Source organism: Psychrobacter sp. TS_SC_6, from assembly GCF_056156305.1.
Map to the genome: position 1 here is coordinate 772,116 of NZ_CM149590.1, position 17,120 is coordinate 789,235.

13 protein-coding genes are annotated in these 17,120 nt (G+C 42.7%); 12 read left to right on the top strand and 1 reads right to left on the bottom strand.

Translation table 11 applies throughout. The features are described 5' to 3' along the window. Positions 1–196: 196 nt before the first annotated feature. Complete coding sequence (locus tag AC0J5Y_RS03400; RefSeq protein WP_475131519.1) at positions 197–586, bottom strand: DUF2237 family protein; 390 nt, start codon at positions 584–586, stop codon at positions 197–199. A gap of 506 nt (positions 587–1,092) precedes the next feature. Between AC0J5Y_RS03400 and AC0J5Y_RS03405 the strand changes: the two genes are divergently transcribed. The 12 genes from AC0J5Y_RS03405 (at position 1,093) to AC0J5Y_RS03460 (ending at position 17,076) form a co-directional block, all read left to right on the top strand. Continuing rightward, positions 1,093–2,397 carry an ATP phosphoribosyltransferase regulatory subunit gene (locus AC0J5Y_RS03405; RefSeq protein WP_475131520.1) on the top strand — a complete coding sequence of 435 codons (1,305 nt, stop codon included), beginning with the start codon at positions 1,093–1,095 and terminating at the stop codon, positions 2,395–2,397. A 184-nt stretch (positions 2,398–2,581) separates the two neighbouring features. Then, entirely contained in the window at positions 2,582–3,871 is a 1,290-nt protein-coding gene (locus tag AC0J5Y_RS03410; RefSeq protein WP_475131521.1) for an adenylosuccinate synthase, read from the top strand. A gap of 308 nt (positions 3,872–4,179) precedes the next feature. After that, positions 4,180–4,611 carry a nucleoside-diphosphate kinase gene (ndk, locus tag AC0J5Y_RS03415; protein ID WP_475131522.1) on the top strand — a complete coding sequence of 144 codons (432 nt, stop codon included), beginning with the start codon at positions 4,180–4,182 and terminating at the stop codon, positions 4,609–4,611. 405 nt (positions 4,612–5,016) lie between these two features. Further along, entirely contained in the window at positions 5,017–6,246 is a 1,230-nt protein-coding gene (rlmN, locus tag AC0J5Y_RS03420; RefSeq protein WP_475131523.1) for a dual-specificity RNA methyltransferase RlmN, read from the top strand. A gap of 257 nt (positions 6,247–6,503) precedes the next feature. After that, positions 6,504–7,436 carry a type IV pilus biogenesis/stability protein PilW gene (pilW, locus tag AC0J5Y_RS03425; RefSeq protein WP_475131524.1) on the top strand — a complete coding sequence of 311 codons (933 nt, stop codon included), beginning with the start codon at positions 6,504–6,506 and terminating at the stop codon, positions 7,434–7,436. Further along, positions 7,433–8,248, top strand: coding sequence for a helix-turn-helix domain-containing protein (locus tag AC0J5Y_RS03430; protein ID WP_475132067.1), 816 nt, complete (start codon positions 7,433–7,435; stop codon positions 8,246–8,248). Before pilW ends, AC0J5Y_RS03430 begins: the two co-directional genes overlap by 4 nt. A 91-nt stretch (positions 8,249–8,339) precedes the next feature. Beyond that, entirely contained in the window at positions 8,340–9,455 is a 1,116-nt protein-coding gene (gene ispG / locus AC0J5Y_RS03435; protein WP_475131525.1) for a flavodoxin-dependent (E)-4-hydroxy-3-methylbut-2-enyl-diphosphate synthase, read from the top strand. Positions 9,456–9,519: 64 nt separating this feature from the next. After that, complete coding sequence (gene hisS, locus AC0J5Y_RS03440; RefSeq protein WP_475131526.1) at positions 9,520–10,824, top strand: histidine--tRNA ligase; 1,305 nt, start codon at positions 9,520–9,522, stop codon at positions 10,822–10,824. A gap of 50 nt (positions 10,825–10,874) precedes the next feature. Further along, positions 10,875–11,669 carry a YfgM family protein gene (locus AC0J5Y_RS03445; RefSeq protein WP_475131527.1) on the top strand — a complete coding sequence of 265 codons (795 nt, stop codon included), beginning with the start codon at positions 10,875–10,877 and terminating at the stop codon, positions 11,667–11,669. 225 nt (positions 11,670–11,894) lie between these two features. Further along, entirely contained in the window at positions 11,895–13,103 is a 1,209-nt protein-coding gene (gene bamB / locus AC0J5Y_RS03450) for an outer membrane protein assembly factor BamB (protein ID WP_475131528.1), read from the top strand. A 445-nt stretch (positions 13,104–13,548) separates the two neighbouring features. Beyond that, complete coding sequence (der, locus tag AC0J5Y_RS03455; RefSeq protein WP_475131529.1) at positions 13,549–14,991, top strand: ribosome biogenesis GTPase Der; 1,443 nt, start codon at positions 13,549–13,551, stop codon at positions 14,989–14,991. Between the two features lie 228 nt (positions 14,992–15,219). Further along, complete coding sequence (locus tag AC0J5Y_RS03460; protein ID WP_475131530.1) at positions 15,220–17,076, top strand: sensor histidine kinase; 1,857 nt, start codon at positions 15,220–15,222, stop codon at positions 17,074–17,076. Positions 17,077–17,120: the final 44 nt, after the last annotated feature.

Genomic DNA, 17,120 nt, shown 5'->3' on the forward strand with positions numbered 1-17,120 from the left:
CCTGCTCCTTTCGTCTATAGTTGAAATACTTTAAAGTCGCTACAGTATTGCTGGTGTAAATTTTTTGCAGCCTCTGTCTGCGTAGGCACAGCAAGCAAGAAAAATTTGCACCAGCAGTACGTGTTGTATCGATATTACTTTTCACCGACTATAAGTATAAAAATAAATCTAAAATCACTTCTGCAACTGATACAGATTACAGGGCAAAGCGTTTTAACGTCTCAATATCGACCAAGTCTAATAAGCTCTCATGACATGCTTCAAGCTTGATTTGTGGTGCCATGCCTAAATCGAGTGCTTCAACCCAACGTAGTGCGCAAATACACCAATAGTCACCTGGTTGCAGACCGGCGAAACCATACTCGGGCAGTGGCGTAATCAAATCGTTACCGCGACTGGCTGAAAAGTTTAAAAACTCGCTGGTCATTTTGGCACAAACAGTATGTTGACCAACATCATGGTTGCCCGTATGACAAAAACCATTGCGATAGTAGCCAGTAAGCGGATCAAAACAACAGCTGGCTAGGGCAGTGCCAAGCACATTTGCTTGATTGGTAGCAGGATTTGGATGATAATCAGATGACATAAGGCTTCCAAAATAAAAATATAGGCTAGTGTAACATGAGAGTACATCTAAGACGTTACTCAACGATAGATGCAACAGATAGTTAGACAAAATATTGCCCCGTTAACGCTATATTTTCTCTATAGAAATACGGTGTCTATGATGATAAATCTGTCATAAAAAAGACGGATTTTAAGGTTATTAGAATAAATTAGATGGCGATTGCCATTAATTGTCACTAGGCGAAGCGTGGCTGCTATGCTAAACTAAAGCATAAAGTGCCTTGATTATTTATCATGATTTTTTAGCGCATAAAGATACTCGTCTTATCATCCCAACTTATACTATTACTCACCCTTTTGCGGTTACCTAGTTTGCTTATCAATAATTGGGTCAGTGATGTTGCGCGTGAAAAATAAAAAACGCCTGATATCCATGCAATTGGAAATATAACCTTTAAGTACCGCATCTAAGTACCGCATCTTTACCGCGCTTTTGGTAAGCGATACGCCAAACAAGGATTTATTGTGTCTGCCAGTTCTGATTCTGCAAAACCTGTCCTGCAAAATACCTTCAAGCAAGCGGCTACTCAGCCCGCTGATAATACCGCCGCACCCAACCGTTTACCTTATCTAAGTAATCTTGCCAGCGATGTTGCTAATAGCTGGTTGCTGCCTGATGGGGTGGTCGATGTGTTGTTTGAAGACGCCCATAAGCAAGAAGTGCTAAGACATCAATTGATCCAGCAACTTATCAGCCATGGCTATCAGTTGGTCAATCCGCCAATGATTGAGTTTACCGAATCGCTACTGAGCGGAGCCTCAGAGGATTTAAAGCGTCAAACCTTTAAGATCATCGATCAGTTAACGGGTCGATTGATGGGTATACGCGCGGATATCACGCCGCAGATTTTGCGTATTGATGCACACCATGGCGGTGATGGAATCGCGCGTTATTGCTATGCAGGCGATGTGATTCATACTTTGCCATCAGGGCTTTTTGGTTCACGTACACCGTTACAGCTCGGTGCTGAGATATTTGGTTGTGAGTCCATTGCCGCAGATATTGAGCTGATTGATGTTTTATTTAGCATGCTCAGTAGCCTAGAGATGAGCGCAGCATTACACATTGATTTGGGTCATGTAGCGATATTTAAACGCTTGGCAGAATTGGCGGTATTATCAGAAAGTGATACTGAGCAATTGATGCAACTCTATGCCAATAAAAACTTGCCAGAGCTTAAGCAGGTTTGCCAAGTACTACCGCTGGGTAGCGATTTTTATACCTTGGCGCGCTTTGGTCATGACATTGCAAATTTGCTTGGAAGATTGTCAGAGAATGCGCAGCAAGATACACAAATTGTCACAGCTATTGATGAGCTACAACGTCTAAAAGCGCACTTGCAAGTACAGTGGCAGTGTGCGGTCAGTATCGATGTGACTGAGCTGTCAGGCTACCATTATCATACTGGTATCGTGTTCAATGGTTATATCAATAGTGAAACTCAGCCGCTGGTACGTGGCGGGCGCTTTGATGGTATGAAAAGCAATCAATTAGCCACCAATCAGCCACGTCAGGCGACCGGCTTTAGTATGGATGTCAGCCGTTTGCTCGCGCATACTCAGCTTGATGCACCTATTATTGTGCTGGTTGATTATGACGCTCTCAAGGATTTAGAAAATGAGCGGCTGCAGTTACTATTACAGCAAGTGGCAAGCTTACGTCAGCAGGGCTATCGCGTGACCATGCCATTAACGGCAGAAGATATGCCGGTGGGGTTGACTCATCGTTTAAGCCTTGTCGATAACCAATGGCAGCTACAAGCAGTTTAACTCTAAAAATATGTTAAGTTTATAAATGCTATAAAAAAAGCGTTTGCTATAAAAAGATATTTAGTGATTAAGTCGTTAAAAACATACTTTGTTTAAAGTATCATTTTTAGCATTACTTTCGTTTTGATAGGTAGTTTCAAACACTTATTGCACACACCTCAATATATTAAGGTAAGGATTTATCATGGGTAAGAATGTCGTAGTTTTAGGTAGCCAATGGGGCGATGAAGGTAAAGGTAAAATCGTCGATTTACTCACCGAAAAAGCCTCAGCAGTTGCACGCTTCCAAGGCGGACATAACGCTGGCCATACGTTAGTTGTAGATGGTAAAACCACCGTCTTACACCTAATCCCATCTGGTATTTTGCGTGAAGGCGTTACCTGTTTTATCGGTAATGGTGTGGTATTAGCACCTGATGCACTACTTAAAGAGATGAAAGGTTTAGAAGAGAATGGCGTACCAGTACGTGAGCGTTTGCGTATCTCTCCAAACTGCCCACTAATCATGCCATATCATGTAGCACTTGACCAAGCACGTGAAGCCAAGCGCGGTAGTGGTAAAATCGGTACGACGGGTCGTGGTATTGGACCTGCTTATGAGGACAAAGTTGCTCGCCGTGCCATCAAGCTTGCTGATTTGTTCCGTGATGACTTAGAAGAAAAACTACGTAACTTAATCGAATATCATAACTTCCAATTGACTCAGTACTATAAAGTTGAAGCGATTGATTTTGATGAAACGCTTAAGCTTTGTAAAGAGTGGAAAGAAGAAATCAGAGGCATGGTTACCGATGTCACCGAAGATTTGAACCAATTGCGTCTTGCTGGCAAGAACCTAATGTTTGAAGGTGCGCAAGGTACATTGCTTGATATCGACCATGGCACTTATCCGTTTGTGACCAGCTCAAGTGTCACTGCTGGCGGCGTATCTACAGGTACAGGTATCGGTCCATTGTATTTGGATTATATCCTAGGTATCACGAAAGCTTATACCACCCGTGTTGGTAGCGGTCCGTTCCCAACGGAATTGTTTGATGATGTTGGCGCGCATTTAGCCAAAGTCGGTCATGAGTTTGGTGCCACGACTGGTCGCGCGCGTCGCTGTGGTTGGTTTGATGCTGAAGCATTACGCCGTGCAGTGGTACTTAACTCTATGTCAGGTATCTGCCTAACCAAGCTTGACGTGTTAGATGGTCTAGAAGAATTGCTAATCGGTGTGGGTTATAACTTACCTGAGACTGAGTGTGCAGGCGCGCATGATGCAGAGTTCTACGAAGCGGTAACGCCAAAGTACGAAACGCTACAAGGTTGGAGTGAGTCAACGGTGGGTATCACGAACTACGATGATCTACCAGAAAACGCCAAAATATACATCAAACGTATCGAAGCATTGATTGGTTGCCCAGTTGATATCATCTCAACCGGTCCTGACCGTGAAGAGACTATTGTCTTACGTGACCCGTATGATGCTTAATTGGTTATAATGCTATTGTATGTTTAATTCACAAAACCCTAATGCTAAACATTGGGGTTTTGTTTTTGGTAAATAAGAAGATTGACGAGCGGTAAAACCCTGCCCAATTTACTTTTGTGCAGGTTATAACCATAAATTAATCCTATCATTTACAGTCTTAATCATTATAATAGGCAACAATCATTCGCTGAGCACTGTATCTCCGTATTGCGTATCCGTATTGGATATGTATAAATACGATAAGTCAGCGCAGTGATCACAGATAACATAAATTATTTAACCTCTCACTTATATATTAGGAGCTTTTCATGGCTAACGAACGTACTTTATCTATCATCAAACCTGATGCAGTCGCTGGCAATAACATTGGCGCTATCTATGACCGTTTTGAAAAATCAGGTCTAAAAATTGTTGCCGCTAAAATGATGCAACTCGATGATAAAAAAGCAGGCGGTTTTTACGCTGAGCACGCTGAGCGTCCATTTTATAATGACCTAGTGTCATTTATGACTTCAGGTCCAGTATTGGTATCAGTACTAGAAGGCGAAAACGCTATCGCTCAGCATCGCGACATCATGGGCGCGACTAACCCAAAAGACGCCGCTGAAGGCACTATCCGTGCTGATTTCGCTAGCAGCATCGATGAAAACGCCGTTCATGGTTCAGATTCAGCTGAATCAGCAGCACGTGAAATCAGCTACTTCTTCAATGAAGAAGAAGTGTGTGCACGTACGCGTTAATATAGTAAACCAAATATAGTCTGTTACGGTGTCAGACTCGCTTAATGTACTTAATGTACAATAGGCGCTCGTCTTCCTTGTACCAGTTCTATATTTGATTCACTATGCACTAATAGCTTATAAAATTGACTATAAATTACTAGTGTGGCGAAACGGCTTATATCTTTTGGTATAAGCCGTTTTAGCTATTATAATAGTTGGGCTATATATTGAAATTTTAGCTTTTCTCCCTCATTATTAGTTTTATATAGCGTTATCAATCCTTTATCAGCATATTGCTCTCAGTTTTTGGTAAAAATGCGCTCATAACGGATTGCTCATGCACTCATATATTGAGTACGTCTAGCAACACCCATCTCAACAATTGTATCGCTCATACCAGTAGATGCAAAAAGGTTATTTATTATGTCAACTGCTCAAATCCCTGTCCAACACGTACCTGCTAAGATTGCTAAGACTATAAAATTAGTAGACGAGGCGCAGGCGAAAACCAATCTACTAGGTATGACACAAGCGCAACTGGCGGATTACTTTAAGAGTATTGGCGAAAAGCCGTTTCGCTCGACGCAAGTCATTAAGTGGATATATCAGCAGGGTGTTACTGATTTTGAGCAAATGACCAATCTAAGTAAATCTTTGCGTGATAAGTTGTCAGCCAATGCCTGCGTCATTCCGCCAAAAGTGATTCATCGTCAATATAGTGATGATGGCACGCGTAAATGGGTATTTGAAGTCACGGGTGGCTCATTGGTTGAGACGGTATTGATTCCCGCAGATGATAGTAAGCTAAATGGTCGCAAAACCTTGTGTATCTCCTCGCAAGTGGGCTGTGCGCTGGACTGTAGTTTTTGTAGTACGGGCAAGCAAGGCTTTGAGCGCGATTTGACGGCGGCTGAGATTCTTGGACAATTATGGGTCGCTAATGCTTCTTATATGACCGACGAAAATGATAGTTTAGAAAAAGTTGACCATAGTTTATGGCAAAACAACGTCACCAACGTCGTCATGATGGGCATGGGCGAGCCGCTATTAAACTATCGTCCTGTTGTCAGCTCGATGGAACTGATGCTCAGTGACCATGCTTATGGTTTATCAAAGCGCCGCGTTACTTTATCGACTTCAGGTGTGGTGCCAAAAATGTATGAGTTGGCACAGGAGCTTGACGTGGCTTTAGCGATTTCATTACATGCGCCAAATGACGAGCTACGTAATGAATTAGTGCCGATCAACAAAAAATATCCATTAGATCAGCTGATGGCAGCAGCGAGAAATTACGTTTTTGACGTCAACCCGCGCCACAAGAAGCACGTGACGATTGAATATGTGATGTTAGACGGTGTCAATGATAGCAATGAGCATGCTGAGCAATTGGTCGCCTTATTAGGTGATTTACCCAGTAAGATTAACCTGATACCGTTTAACCCGTTCCCTCATGCAAACTATGATAAGTCGAGTAATAATCGCATTCACGCCTTTAGTAATATACTAAGTGAAGCCGGTTTTGTGTGTACGATTCGTCAAACGCGCGGCGATGATATTGATGCCGCTTGTGGGCAATTGGTTGGGCAAGTCGCTGACAGAACGCGTCGCTCAGCTGCTTGGCAGCAAAGTATTAAAGACCGCGAAAATAGTTGATAAGATTGGTGACAATGATTGGGTAGGGTTAGGCAAGTGTTTCATTTAATTGGGTGATATATCTAAATGAAACACCTAGCTGTCTTTTTTGCATCACAATGGTAACGATATGTAGTCATCATAGATAATGACCGAGAACAAGGCAATTAATGACAACTAAATTGTACTTATAGAGGCTAAATCCATTAAACTGATGCCTCGATGATCGAACGCATTAATTCAGCGCATTGAATCACAGTTTTATGATGGCGGCTATAATGACTTCTAAAAATTCTTGTCAGTTCAAGTATCAAACACCTTTTTCTTGTGCCGTAAGACAGTTGGGCGCGACAGTTTTTGTTAGAAAACGCGCTCAAAGTCTATGGCTTGCAGGCACGCTAAGCACCTTATTGATTACTGGTTGTCAAAGCACGCCCACCAATGATCTCATTACGGGTACGCCGTATCAGACCTCAACGCAACCCAATGACAATCGCAAATTGGATCAGCAAGAAATTGCTCGCGTTCGAACGACACTTGCTGCACAATATATCCGCAAAAACGAGCTTGATGCTGCCCAAAGACAGCTCGAAAAAGCCTTTGCTGCCGATAGCCGTCATGCGCCCGCCTATGATATGATGGGCGTTTTGTTGCAGCAAGAGGGTAGCCGCCTTAACCTTGAAAAAGCGGATCAATACTTTAAAAAAGCCATTGCGCTTGATAAAGATTTTGACCAAGCTCACAATAATTATGGCGTATATTTATCGCAGATGAAGCGTTATAAAGAGGCAGCTGAGCAGTTTGAAATCGCTGGTGCTGCCCTTGGTTATGAAGGTCGTATTGGCGCGTTAGAGAATTTGGGTCGTACCTACCTTCAGCTCAATGACCATCCTGCAGCGGCAAAGGCTTTTTTGCGTGCTTTAGATGGCAATCGAAATAGTATCATTGCCCATATTGAACTGGTTGATTTATTACTTGAGCAGCAGCGTATTGAGCAGGCACAAAGGCTCTATGATGAGACATTGATTCTGGTACAGGGGCAGGGCGCTAGTCCGCGCTTGCTCCTACAAGGCATCAAATTGGCAGCAGCGCAAAAAAACATCAAGACACGCCAACAATTGGCACAGCAACTTTTATCTGCTTATCCATTAAGTGATGAAGCAAAACAACTAAAGACTTGGCTTAACAATCCAGAGGCACCATGGAAATGACCACCCCATCATCAAACACAAACTTTAACGCTCAGGGATCATTTGGTGCCATGTTGCAGCAAGCTCGCAAAGCTAAGCAAGTAAGCTTGGACGACGCGGCAAATGAATTGTTTATTTTAAAACGTCACCTGCAAGCGTTAGAAAATGAAGATTTTTCTGATTTGCCGCAAGTGGCGTTTGCGCGCGGTTTTGCGATCAACTATGCCAAATATTTGGGTCTCGACCCAGTCAGAATAGCCAGTAGCTTCGATGCCGCTTACCCAAATGAACTGAAATTGCGTTCGGCTAATAATACTCAGTCGCCATTGCAGCCTATGGGTACGCTACAGCGCGATACACATAACCGTATTCGCTTTAATCCGCTACTAATCATCGCAGTGATTGGTGTCATTATTTTAGCGATTTTCCTATTCCGTATGGTTAGTAATGCCAGCAAGGAAAATACCGAGCAGCCTATATCTAACTCTGAAGATATCTCAGCTGTTGAACAGGCACAAGGCGCTGCCATCGATACCGACGTTACAGGTGTGAGCGCGTCAGGCTCAGCACTAAACTTAGGCGGTGGCGACGTTGCTCCGGCTACTTTAGATGTTAAGCTGACCGATGCTGCTGTCGTTACTATTACCGATGCTACCGGTAGCAGCTTGATCGCGGGCTCTCAGAATGCAGGTGATTATCAGTTATCAGGTATGCCACCGTTTAACGTACAGATCGATAATATCAATAACGTAAGCTTGATGATGAATCAGCAATCTGTCGCTTTAAACAGCTATGCTACAGGCAATCAAGCCAGTTTTGAATTGGCACCTTAATTTATCAATTGGTTCAGTTTTTAAAGTAAACATTATTACCTTGGTTTTATTGTTATTCTCGTTTTTACTGCTTTCATGAAAGGGTTTGTCTATGTCAACGTCAGCGCCTATTAACCGTCGTCTTACGAAGAAAATATATGTCGGTGATGTCGCGATTGGTGGTGATGCGCCGATTAGTGTCCAAAGCATGACCAATACCGATACCTGCGATGTGGCAGCGACTGTTGCCCAAATTGAGCGTTGTGTTGAAGCAGGCGCTGATTTGATGCGAGTTTCTACTCCGACGATGGATACCGTTAAAGCGTTTGGTGAAATTCGCAAGTTGGTCAGCGTACCCTTGATAGCGGATGTGCATTTTGACCACAAAATTGCTTTAGCCGTTGCGGCAGCGGGCGCAGATTGTTTACGTATTAACCCGGGCAATATCGGTAGTGACGCTAAAGTACGTGAAGTGGTCGCCTGTGCAAAGCACTACAATATTCCTATTCGTATCGGTGTTAATGCTGGCTCTTTAGAAAAAGACATTCAGCGTAAGTATAAAGAGCCAAATGGCGCAGCGATGCTCGAATCGGCAATGCGTCATATTGATATATTAGAACGTCTTAATTTTGATCAATATAAAGTATCGGTTAAAGCCAGCAACGTATTTTTGACCATGGATGCCTATCGTCTGATTTCAGCCCAAATTGATAACCCTCTCCATTTAGGGGTGACTGAAGCTGGGGTTTATCGTACCGGTTCGGTCAAATCTGCTATTGCGCTGGGTGGTTTATTATTGAATGGTATCGGCGATACAATTCGTATCTCCTTGGCTGCAGAGCCAGAAGAAGAAATTAAGATTGGCTTCGATATTTTAAAATCGCTTAATATTCGCTCTAACGGTGTCAACTTTATCGCTTGTCCAAGCTGCTCACGTCAAGAGTTCGACGTGATTAGAGTGATGACCGCGTTAGAGTCGCGCTTAGAAAACATTCGTGAGCCGATGAATTTGTCAGTGATTGGCTGTAAGGTAAATGGTCCAGGCGAAGCGAAAGAAGCCGATATCGGTATTGTTGGCGCTGCACCAAAATCATTGGTCTACCGTATGGGCGAAAAAAGTCATCTGATTGATACTGAGAATTTGGTCGATGAGATAGAAGGTATGGTACGCGCCCATGCAGAAGAATTGGCAAAAAAACGCGAAAACGAGATTATACGAGTTAGATAATAGAATGTATTATTAATAAAAATTATAGAGCTATTTGTTAAAAATTAAAGGACATAACCGTACCATGATTAAAGCGATTAAAGGGTTTAACGATATTTTGCCTGCACAGTCTGCAAAATGGCTGTATCTAGAATCTATATTGGCTAATGTGCTAGGCAGATACGGTTATGAGCATATTCGCTTGCCTATCGTTGAGCAAACCGATTTGTTTGCTCGCGCGATCGGTGATGCCACAGATATCGTTGAAAAAGAGATGTATAGCTTTACCGACAAATCTGATCCACCAACGCCGCTTACCTTGCGTCCTGAAGGCACGGCAGGGGCAGTACGAGCGGTGAACGAGCATAATTTACTACGCGGTGATACGCCTAAGCTTTGGTATATTGGTCCAATGTTCCGCTATGAACGCCCACAAAAGGGTCGCTATCGTCAATTTCATCAAATAGGTGTGGAAAGCTTTGGTAGTGCCTTACCAGACGCTGATGCCGAGCTGATTGCGATGACTCATTTGATGTGGCAAGAGCTGGGTCTAAAAGATGAGATGCGTTTAGAGCTAAATAGTTTGGGCGAAATTGATGAGCGTCATGCTTATCGTGAAGCACTGGTTACTTATCTGACTGATAAGCAAGAGCAGTTAGATGAGGATAGTAAGCGCCGCCTGACGACCAATCCGCTACGTATTTTAGACAGCAAAGAAGCCAGCACCCAAGCCTTATTGGTAGATGCGCCTAAGCTTGCTGACTTTTTAGGCGAACAAAGCGTGGCGCATTTTGAGCAAGTACAAGCGTATTTAACAGAGCTTGGTATCAACTTTGAAATCAACCCGCATCTGGTGCGTGGTCTTGATTATTATAATAAAACCGTTTTTGAGTGGGTAACTGACAAGCTTGGCAGTCAAGCGACTGTCTGTGCCGGTGGTCGTTATGATGGCTTGGTTGGACAGCTAAAATCTGCTGATAACCGTGATGGGAAAGGCGATAATAAACCGGTTAAATCTGAACCCGCAGTTGGTTTTGCCATGGGGCTTGAGCGTTTATTACTTCTTATGGAAGTCGTTGCGCCTATTGCTGATATGCCTGCTTGTGATGTCTTTGTGGTCGCCCATCCTGAGGTTTATAGTGCCGGTATTGGTTATGCGCAAAACCTGCGTTATAGCCGCCCAGATTTGCGCGTGAAAATGGCAAGTGCCACCAGCTTAAAAGCACAAATGAAAAAGGCGGACAAGTCAGGTGCTGCGTTGACCGTTATTATCGCCCAGCAAGAGCTGGATGATAAAACCATTAGTATCAAAGATATGCAAACTGGCGAACAGAAAACAGCTGCGCAAGATTGGCTGTCGGATAAAGAGAATTTTTCGCGCCATAAATAGTAGTGAGCGTAGCATTAGCACTTTAATATAAATTGATCAGGTAAAAGTATATGGCTCTGACCCCTAATTCGCCGAATGCAGACAACTCAATGCAAGCGTTAAAGCAGTATGGCAGCTATATTGTCACCGCGATTTTATTGGCGTTAGCCGCTTATTTTGGCTGGACTTATTGGCAGGACAATCATGCACGTGTCGATACCGTTGCAGCCGATCAATATGCGGATATTCAACGTCTTAATGAAGAAGTTAGCTTGGCAACGCAAAATCCAGATCTAGAAGCTGAAGCCAAAGCATCGTTAGAGAAGAGTCGTATTCAGCTAGATAAGAACATCGATACTTTAGTTGGCACTCATGGAGAGTCGGTCTATGCTTGGCAGGCTTTGATGATTAAAGCGCGTCAGCAAGTTGACAATGATGATTTTAAGGCAGCAGGCGATACCTTTAAAAAAGCATTGGCGATAGATTTGGGTGATGCAGGTCTAGAGGCAATTACCCGTTTGCGCTATGCGACCACGCTTTTGGCAGCAGGCGATGCAAAAGCAGCATTAACAGAAGCCAGCCGTGATATGCCAAGCTCATTTGAAGCCAGTCAGCAAGAATTACTGGGTGATATTTATTTGGCACAAGACAATACAGATTCAGCGATTAAATCCTATAATAATGCTTGGAGCTTATTACGTGAGCGTCAAGAGACTCGCGCAGTATTGGCATTAAAAATGGAAAGCTTGGGTATCGTCCCTGAGCCTATTGCAGAGCAAACTGGTATTATTCAAGAGTCTACGGCCACATCGCAAGCGCCAGCGAGCGAAGATTCAGTAGCAGCCAATACTGGTGCTGGTGCATAAAATAGTAGGGCTAAATATTCGGCAATAAAGACTTAGTATTAAAAATTTGAGTACTAATCTCGATAGACATGGTAATACCTCAAATCGTTCTACAAAGGAAGTGGCCTAATCAGTCGGAAGGGATATGGTGGTAACTGATACTTATTTTTACTAAGTTATTATCGTTTTTGTCACTGATTAAATGCTAATTTATTAATGATTAATTTATTTGTAGTGAGACCTATAATGACTCAAGCTATTCGCTTTAACAAAACCATCAAAGCCAAGACCATGCGCTCAACGGCCATGCATGTAGCCGTAATTGCAGTGATGGCAACTGCGGTCATTGGATGTAATCGAGGTATCAAGCCAGTCGTCAACGACCCTGTAAAATTGGTACAAATCGTGCAACCCGTTAGCGTATTGCAACCGGTTTTTAGTACCGACCTTGGCAATAAAAACGTCAGTAAAAAAGATCCGCTGACTTTGCAAGTCGGCTATTCTAATTCGCAAGTCGTTACTGCCTCTCGCAGTGGTGATTTGGTGGGTTTTGACAAAGCGGGTCAGCGCCTGTGGTCGGTAAATGTTGGCGACCAGATTACAGGTGGTGTTGCGATAGATGAGCTAAGCCAAACTGCTATTATTAGTACGCGCGGTGGTCTGGTTATGGCATTTGATAGCGTAACAGGTGCAAAACGCTGGCAGCAACAGCTTACTGGTTCAGTATTAACGCCAGCGCTCATTAGCAATAACCGCGTTATCTTGTCAGCCAATGATGGTTTTCTACATGGCTTATCGCTGCAGAATGGTCAGTCCGTTTGGCAGTTTGCTACCCAAGTTCCAGCGATTAGTGTACGCGGTAGCGCTGCACCAACGTTATTAGATGCTAAGACGGCGCTGCTGGCGACTGCCGACGGACGCTTGCATGCTGTCACGGTAGATAATGGCCTGCCATTATGGTCAAGACGCGTTGGTGTGGGTACAGGCAGCAGCGAAGTTGAACGTATGAGCGACGTTGATGGTATGCCAATCGTAGATAACAACCAGTTATTTGCCATTAGTTATAGTGGTCAGTTACTCGGTATTGATTTGGCATCGAACCAAGTGATGTTTGTTAATGAGCTTGCCAGTTTAAGAGCGCTTGCAGTCAACAAGCAGCAAGTGATTGCGACAAGCTTAGACGGTAAAGTGGTTGCTTATAACCGCAGTAATGGTGCTGTTCTATGGGAAAGTGAAGAATTGGCTTATCGCCATTTGACCAATCCTGTGATGATTGGCAATTATATCGCTGTGGGCGACTTTGATGGGGTGGTGCATTTATTTGACCCAGCCACGGGTAAGATTGTTAGCCGTGTACAGACCAAAGGCGCGTTGACCAATTTGCAAGTGCAAGGCAGCCGCTTAATGACCCAAAGTACCTCAGGTCAAGTAGCGATTTGGCAGTTGGCACGCTAATCTTAGTCACTTGCAGTCCTATTTAATGAGCATTTTTCTATATCGCTCATTAAATAGGTCATCTAATAATAGGTCATCTAATAATAAGTCACCTAATAGTAAAAGGAACAAAAAACGCTGCATAGTCAGCGTTTAATGCCTTGTAAAATTGCTTGTTTACATATTGGCTTTCGCGTACGCTATGCGACCGGTGCATTATTGGTGTTATCTATATATAATAGTGACAGATAATATTCATATGTGATGCATCCCTCTGAATATCATTTATTCATTGTAAGATAGCCAAGAACTATTTTCTGGCTATCGTTTTATCTTATCATTCCTTTAAATTTGCGGTCAACGGCGGCTACTTTTTGCTTTTTTATAACGGTAAATTTACGTTGTAAAAAGATTGTATCTAAGTAGTTGCACTGTCCGTCATTGTGCCTTTCACTGAGAGTAACCCATGAGTATCAAGCCTGTGGTCGCCTTAATTGGTCGTCCAAACGTCGGTAAATCCACCTTATTTAATCAGTTCACTAAAAGTCGGCAGGCATTGGTTGCTGATTTGTCAGGATTGACTCGTGACCGTCAATACGGTGATGCGACCTACGAAGACAAAGCTTTTATTGTCGTTGATACCGGTGGTATTGGTGAAGCGGACGATGGCAGAGGCGATATCGATGATTATATGTCTGAGCAGTCGTATACTGCCATTCATGAAGCCGATATCATTGTATTTGTGGTCGACGCGCGTGCTGGTATGATTGGTGCCGATGCTGAGATTGGTAAGTTTTTACACACTCTTGGCAAGCCTGTATATGTCGTTGCCAACAAAGTAGATGGTGTGCATGATTCGGCGCCTGCTGAATTTTATGCATTAGGTTTAGGCGAACCATATCCAATGGCAGCAAGTCATGGTCGTGGTGTCGGCAATCTGCTCGAGGTATTAACCGCTGATATGCCTAGTCAGGAAAATGTGGTTGAGCCCAGAGGTTTGAAACTTGCTATTATTGGTCGTCCAAACGTTGGTAAATCGACGCTAGTCAACCGTTTGCTTGGTGAAGACCGCGTTGTCGTCTTTGATATGCCGGGTACCACTCGTGATAGTATCTATATCCCATATACGCGTGAAGGTAAAGATTACGTATTGATTGATACGGCTGGTGTTCGTCGCCGTGGTAAAATCGATGAAAAAGTAGAAAAATTCTCAGTTATCAAAACTTTGCAAGCGATTGAAGACTCTAACGTGACCGTTATTGTCATTGATGCTCATGAAGGTATTGTCGATCAAGATTTGCATATGATTGGCTATGCGTTGGATGCAGGTCGTGCGCTAGTAGTTGCAATTAATAAGTGGGATGGTCTGACTGCCGATCAAAAGAACTATATCAAAATTGAGATGGATCGCCGTTTTAACTTTATTCCTTACGTAAAAGTCCATCAAATCTCAGCATTGCATGGTACGGGCGTGGGTAATTTATATCCGTCTATTTTGCGTGCTTATCAATCGTCAATGTTTGAGGTATCCACCAACCGTTTGACGCAGATTTTGCAAGATGCTGTTACTGCCAATCCACCGCCAACGGTCGCTGGTCGCCGTATTAAGTTGCGTTATGCGCATATCGGTGGACACAATCCACCCGTTATCGTAATTCATGGTAATCAAACTGGTTCGTTACCTAAGAGCTATCAGCGCTATCTTGAAAATCAATTCCGTCAGGTATTTAAGTTAGAAGGCACGCCACTAAACGTAGTCTTTAAACTGAATGAAAACCCGTATGCTAATAAAAGCGATACGCCAACCAAAGCCAAAACCCAACAGTTACGTCAACGTGAACGTAATCGTACGCAGAAATTTACCACCAAAGATAAGCCGAGATTTACCAACAAAGATAAAAAGCGTTAATGTAATCATATTTGCGCTTTTGGGTAGTAGTAGCTAGCCGATAAAAACCTTTTGATACTATCTATCAGGCTTTCTAAATGTGCTTTGTCATGACGGCTGTATCAGTTGTCATGGCATTTTGCAATTTAGGGCACTATTTATTAATTGCCTTAAAATATCAATTTTCACTTATAACTGCTATAAAATACCTGTACTATAATCAAAAGTTGTCTAACTCAGTTGAGTGATATGAACAACCGCCCACATCAGACACTTCCTACGCTTATCTGGCACTCTATCATACAGACCATGGTTTTGGCTGTACTGGCAGGTCTATTAGTGTCTTTTATCTATGGATTTGTCCACTATTACAAAGACACACGCCAGCATATTCAGGATTTGGCGACATTACTGACTATTAGCGCATCGATAGCAAATTCTACCGATATCGTTGATGAACAAATACATTTTTTATTAGAAAAAGAGCAAGGCATTGAGAGTATTTTATTTTTTACCACCTCTCAGCCTATTGTTGAAGCCAATCACTTAAGAGATGATTGGAAAAATGCATTATTTGCTAATACAGTTAGCTTTAACTATCCAGTCGTTGGCGATCCTACTAATAAAATTATTTCACCTAAAGAAGATGCTCTGGTTGGTTATCTGAATATTACTTTAGATGTGACGACGCTGCGTGAGAATTGGATTAAAAAGAACCTACTGCTATGGCTCATGACAACGCTACTGGCGATTATTTGGGCGTTGTTTATCCTGCGTAAGCTGAATTGGCCGTCAAAAGATATCGCCAATCTGACAGCAGCCTGCGATATAGTTATAAAAAATCCAGATATTGAGCAGTTACCTCTGATTCAACAGCGTTTTGAGTTTCAGGAGTTGGTACAGATTAAACAGGCTTTTATTACCCTATTTGATCGTCTGCAAATTGCAAAGCAAGATTATCAGGCACTTGCGGCTTTCGAGCAACAACTGCATCATAAAGATGTGTCGCTTGATGTGCAGTTACATAATTTCCAAAGTATGATTACCCATGAGCTAAAAACTTCACTAAATGCGATCGTTGGCGGCTTACAGCTACTAGATGATGAAAAGTTAAATCACGAGCAAAGAGACGCGGTTGATATTATTCGAGAGGGTAGTGACAAACTGGTCTTAACCTTAAATCAAATTATTCAGTTAAATCAAATCCAGAAAGGTCAAATCAGCCTACATGTGCACGAATTTAATCCATTGCAACTCATCGCTGACTTATTGGCAGAGTTTGAACCAGCTATTAAGAAAAAGGGCTTAACGTTAATCAGTCATATCCATCATAATGATTATATCCTCGAAGGCGATGCTGAAAGAATACAGCAAATTTTAGCGATATTGGTCAGTAACGCCATGAAGTTCACACCAGCAGGTCAAATCACCATTACGTCGCAACTGACCCATTTTGATAACAGCAATCGCTGGCAGATTAGCATAAAGGACACTGGTATCGGGATTGACAGCAGTTTTATTGAAGATATTTTTAATCCATTTTTTCAGGTAGATTCATCGCAAACTCGCCAGTACGAAGGGTCGGGAATTGGTCTGCCAGTGGGTAAGCAGATGGCTCAGCTGATGGGGGCTAGCATTGAGGTAGAGAGCAATTTAGGTATTGGTACGAATTTTACAGTTACTATTCCTATGTCTAATCAACACCACTCTCAACAACAGCAACATCTGCGTGGCTTAAAAATTATTTATTACTACTATCATGAAAAAGGGTTGTTGGTAGATCAATTACAGCGTTTGGGTGCTGATGTGGTCTGCTATCAACATGAGCAACTGGTTATCGATGAGGTACATGCAAAGCAATTTAACATGCTGATGTTTGCAGAAGATGTGTTCCCCCGAAAAGCAGCCTCATTAGCGAGTCATATTCGTCTGGCTGAGACAGAATATCGAACGTTATTAGTGTTTTGGTATCCACAGCAGCAAGCAAAACATTTAGCCGATTTTGAGTTTGGTCTAAAGGCTGCAGGTATAGACTATTGCGAAGTTGCCAAATACGAAGACAAAGTGTTGAGTGATTTACTAAAAAGCTGGCTAACATGGTCATAAAAATAGTTAGAAATATAAAATTTTAGACATAAAAAAGACGCCTC

Coding starts and splice junctions, on each gene's coding strand:
- AC0J5Y_RS03400 (WP_475131519.1), bottom strand. CDS start 586: ATGTCATCTGATTATCATCCAAATCCTGCTACCAATCAAGCAAATGTG.
- AC0J5Y_RS03410 (WP_475131521.1), top strand. CDS start 2,582: ATGGGTAAGAATGTCGTAGTTTTAGGTAGCCAATGGGGCGATGAAGGT.
- ndk (WP_475131522.1), top strand. CDS start 4,180: ATGGCTAACGAACGTACTTTATCTATCATCAAACCTGATGCAGTCGCT.
- rlmN (WP_475131523.1), top strand. CDS start 5,017: ATGTCAACTGCTCAAATCCCTGTCCAACACGTACCTGCTAAGATTGCT.
- pilW (WP_475131524.1), top strand. CDS start 6,504: ATGACTTCTAAAAATTCTTGTCAGTTCAAGTATCAAACACCTTTTTCT.
- AC0J5Y_RS03430 (WP_475132067.1), top strand. CDS start 7,433: ATGACCACCCCATCATCAAACACAAACTTTAACGCTCAGGGATCATTT.
- ispG (WP_475131525.1), top strand. CDS start 8,340: ATGTCAACGTCAGCGCCTATTAACCGTCGTCTTACGAAGAAAATATAT.
- hisS (WP_475131526.1), top strand. CDS start 9,520: ATGATTAAAGCGATTAAAGGGTTTAACGATATTTTGCCTGCACAGTCT.
- AC0J5Y_RS03445 (WP_475131527.1), top strand. CDS start 10,875: ATGGCTCTGACCCCTAATTCGCCGAATGCAGACAACTCAATGCAAGCG.
- bamB (WP_475131528.1), top strand. CDS start 11,895: ATGACTCAAGCTATTCGCTTTAACAAAACCATCAAAGCCAAGACCATG.
- der (WP_475131529.1), top strand. CDS start 13,549: ATGAGTATCAAGCCTGTGGTCGCCTTAATTGGTCGTCCAAACGTCGGT.
- AC0J5Y_RS03460 (WP_475131530.1), top strand. CDS start 15,220: ATGAACAACCGCCCACATCAGACACTTCCTACGCTTATCTGGCACTCT.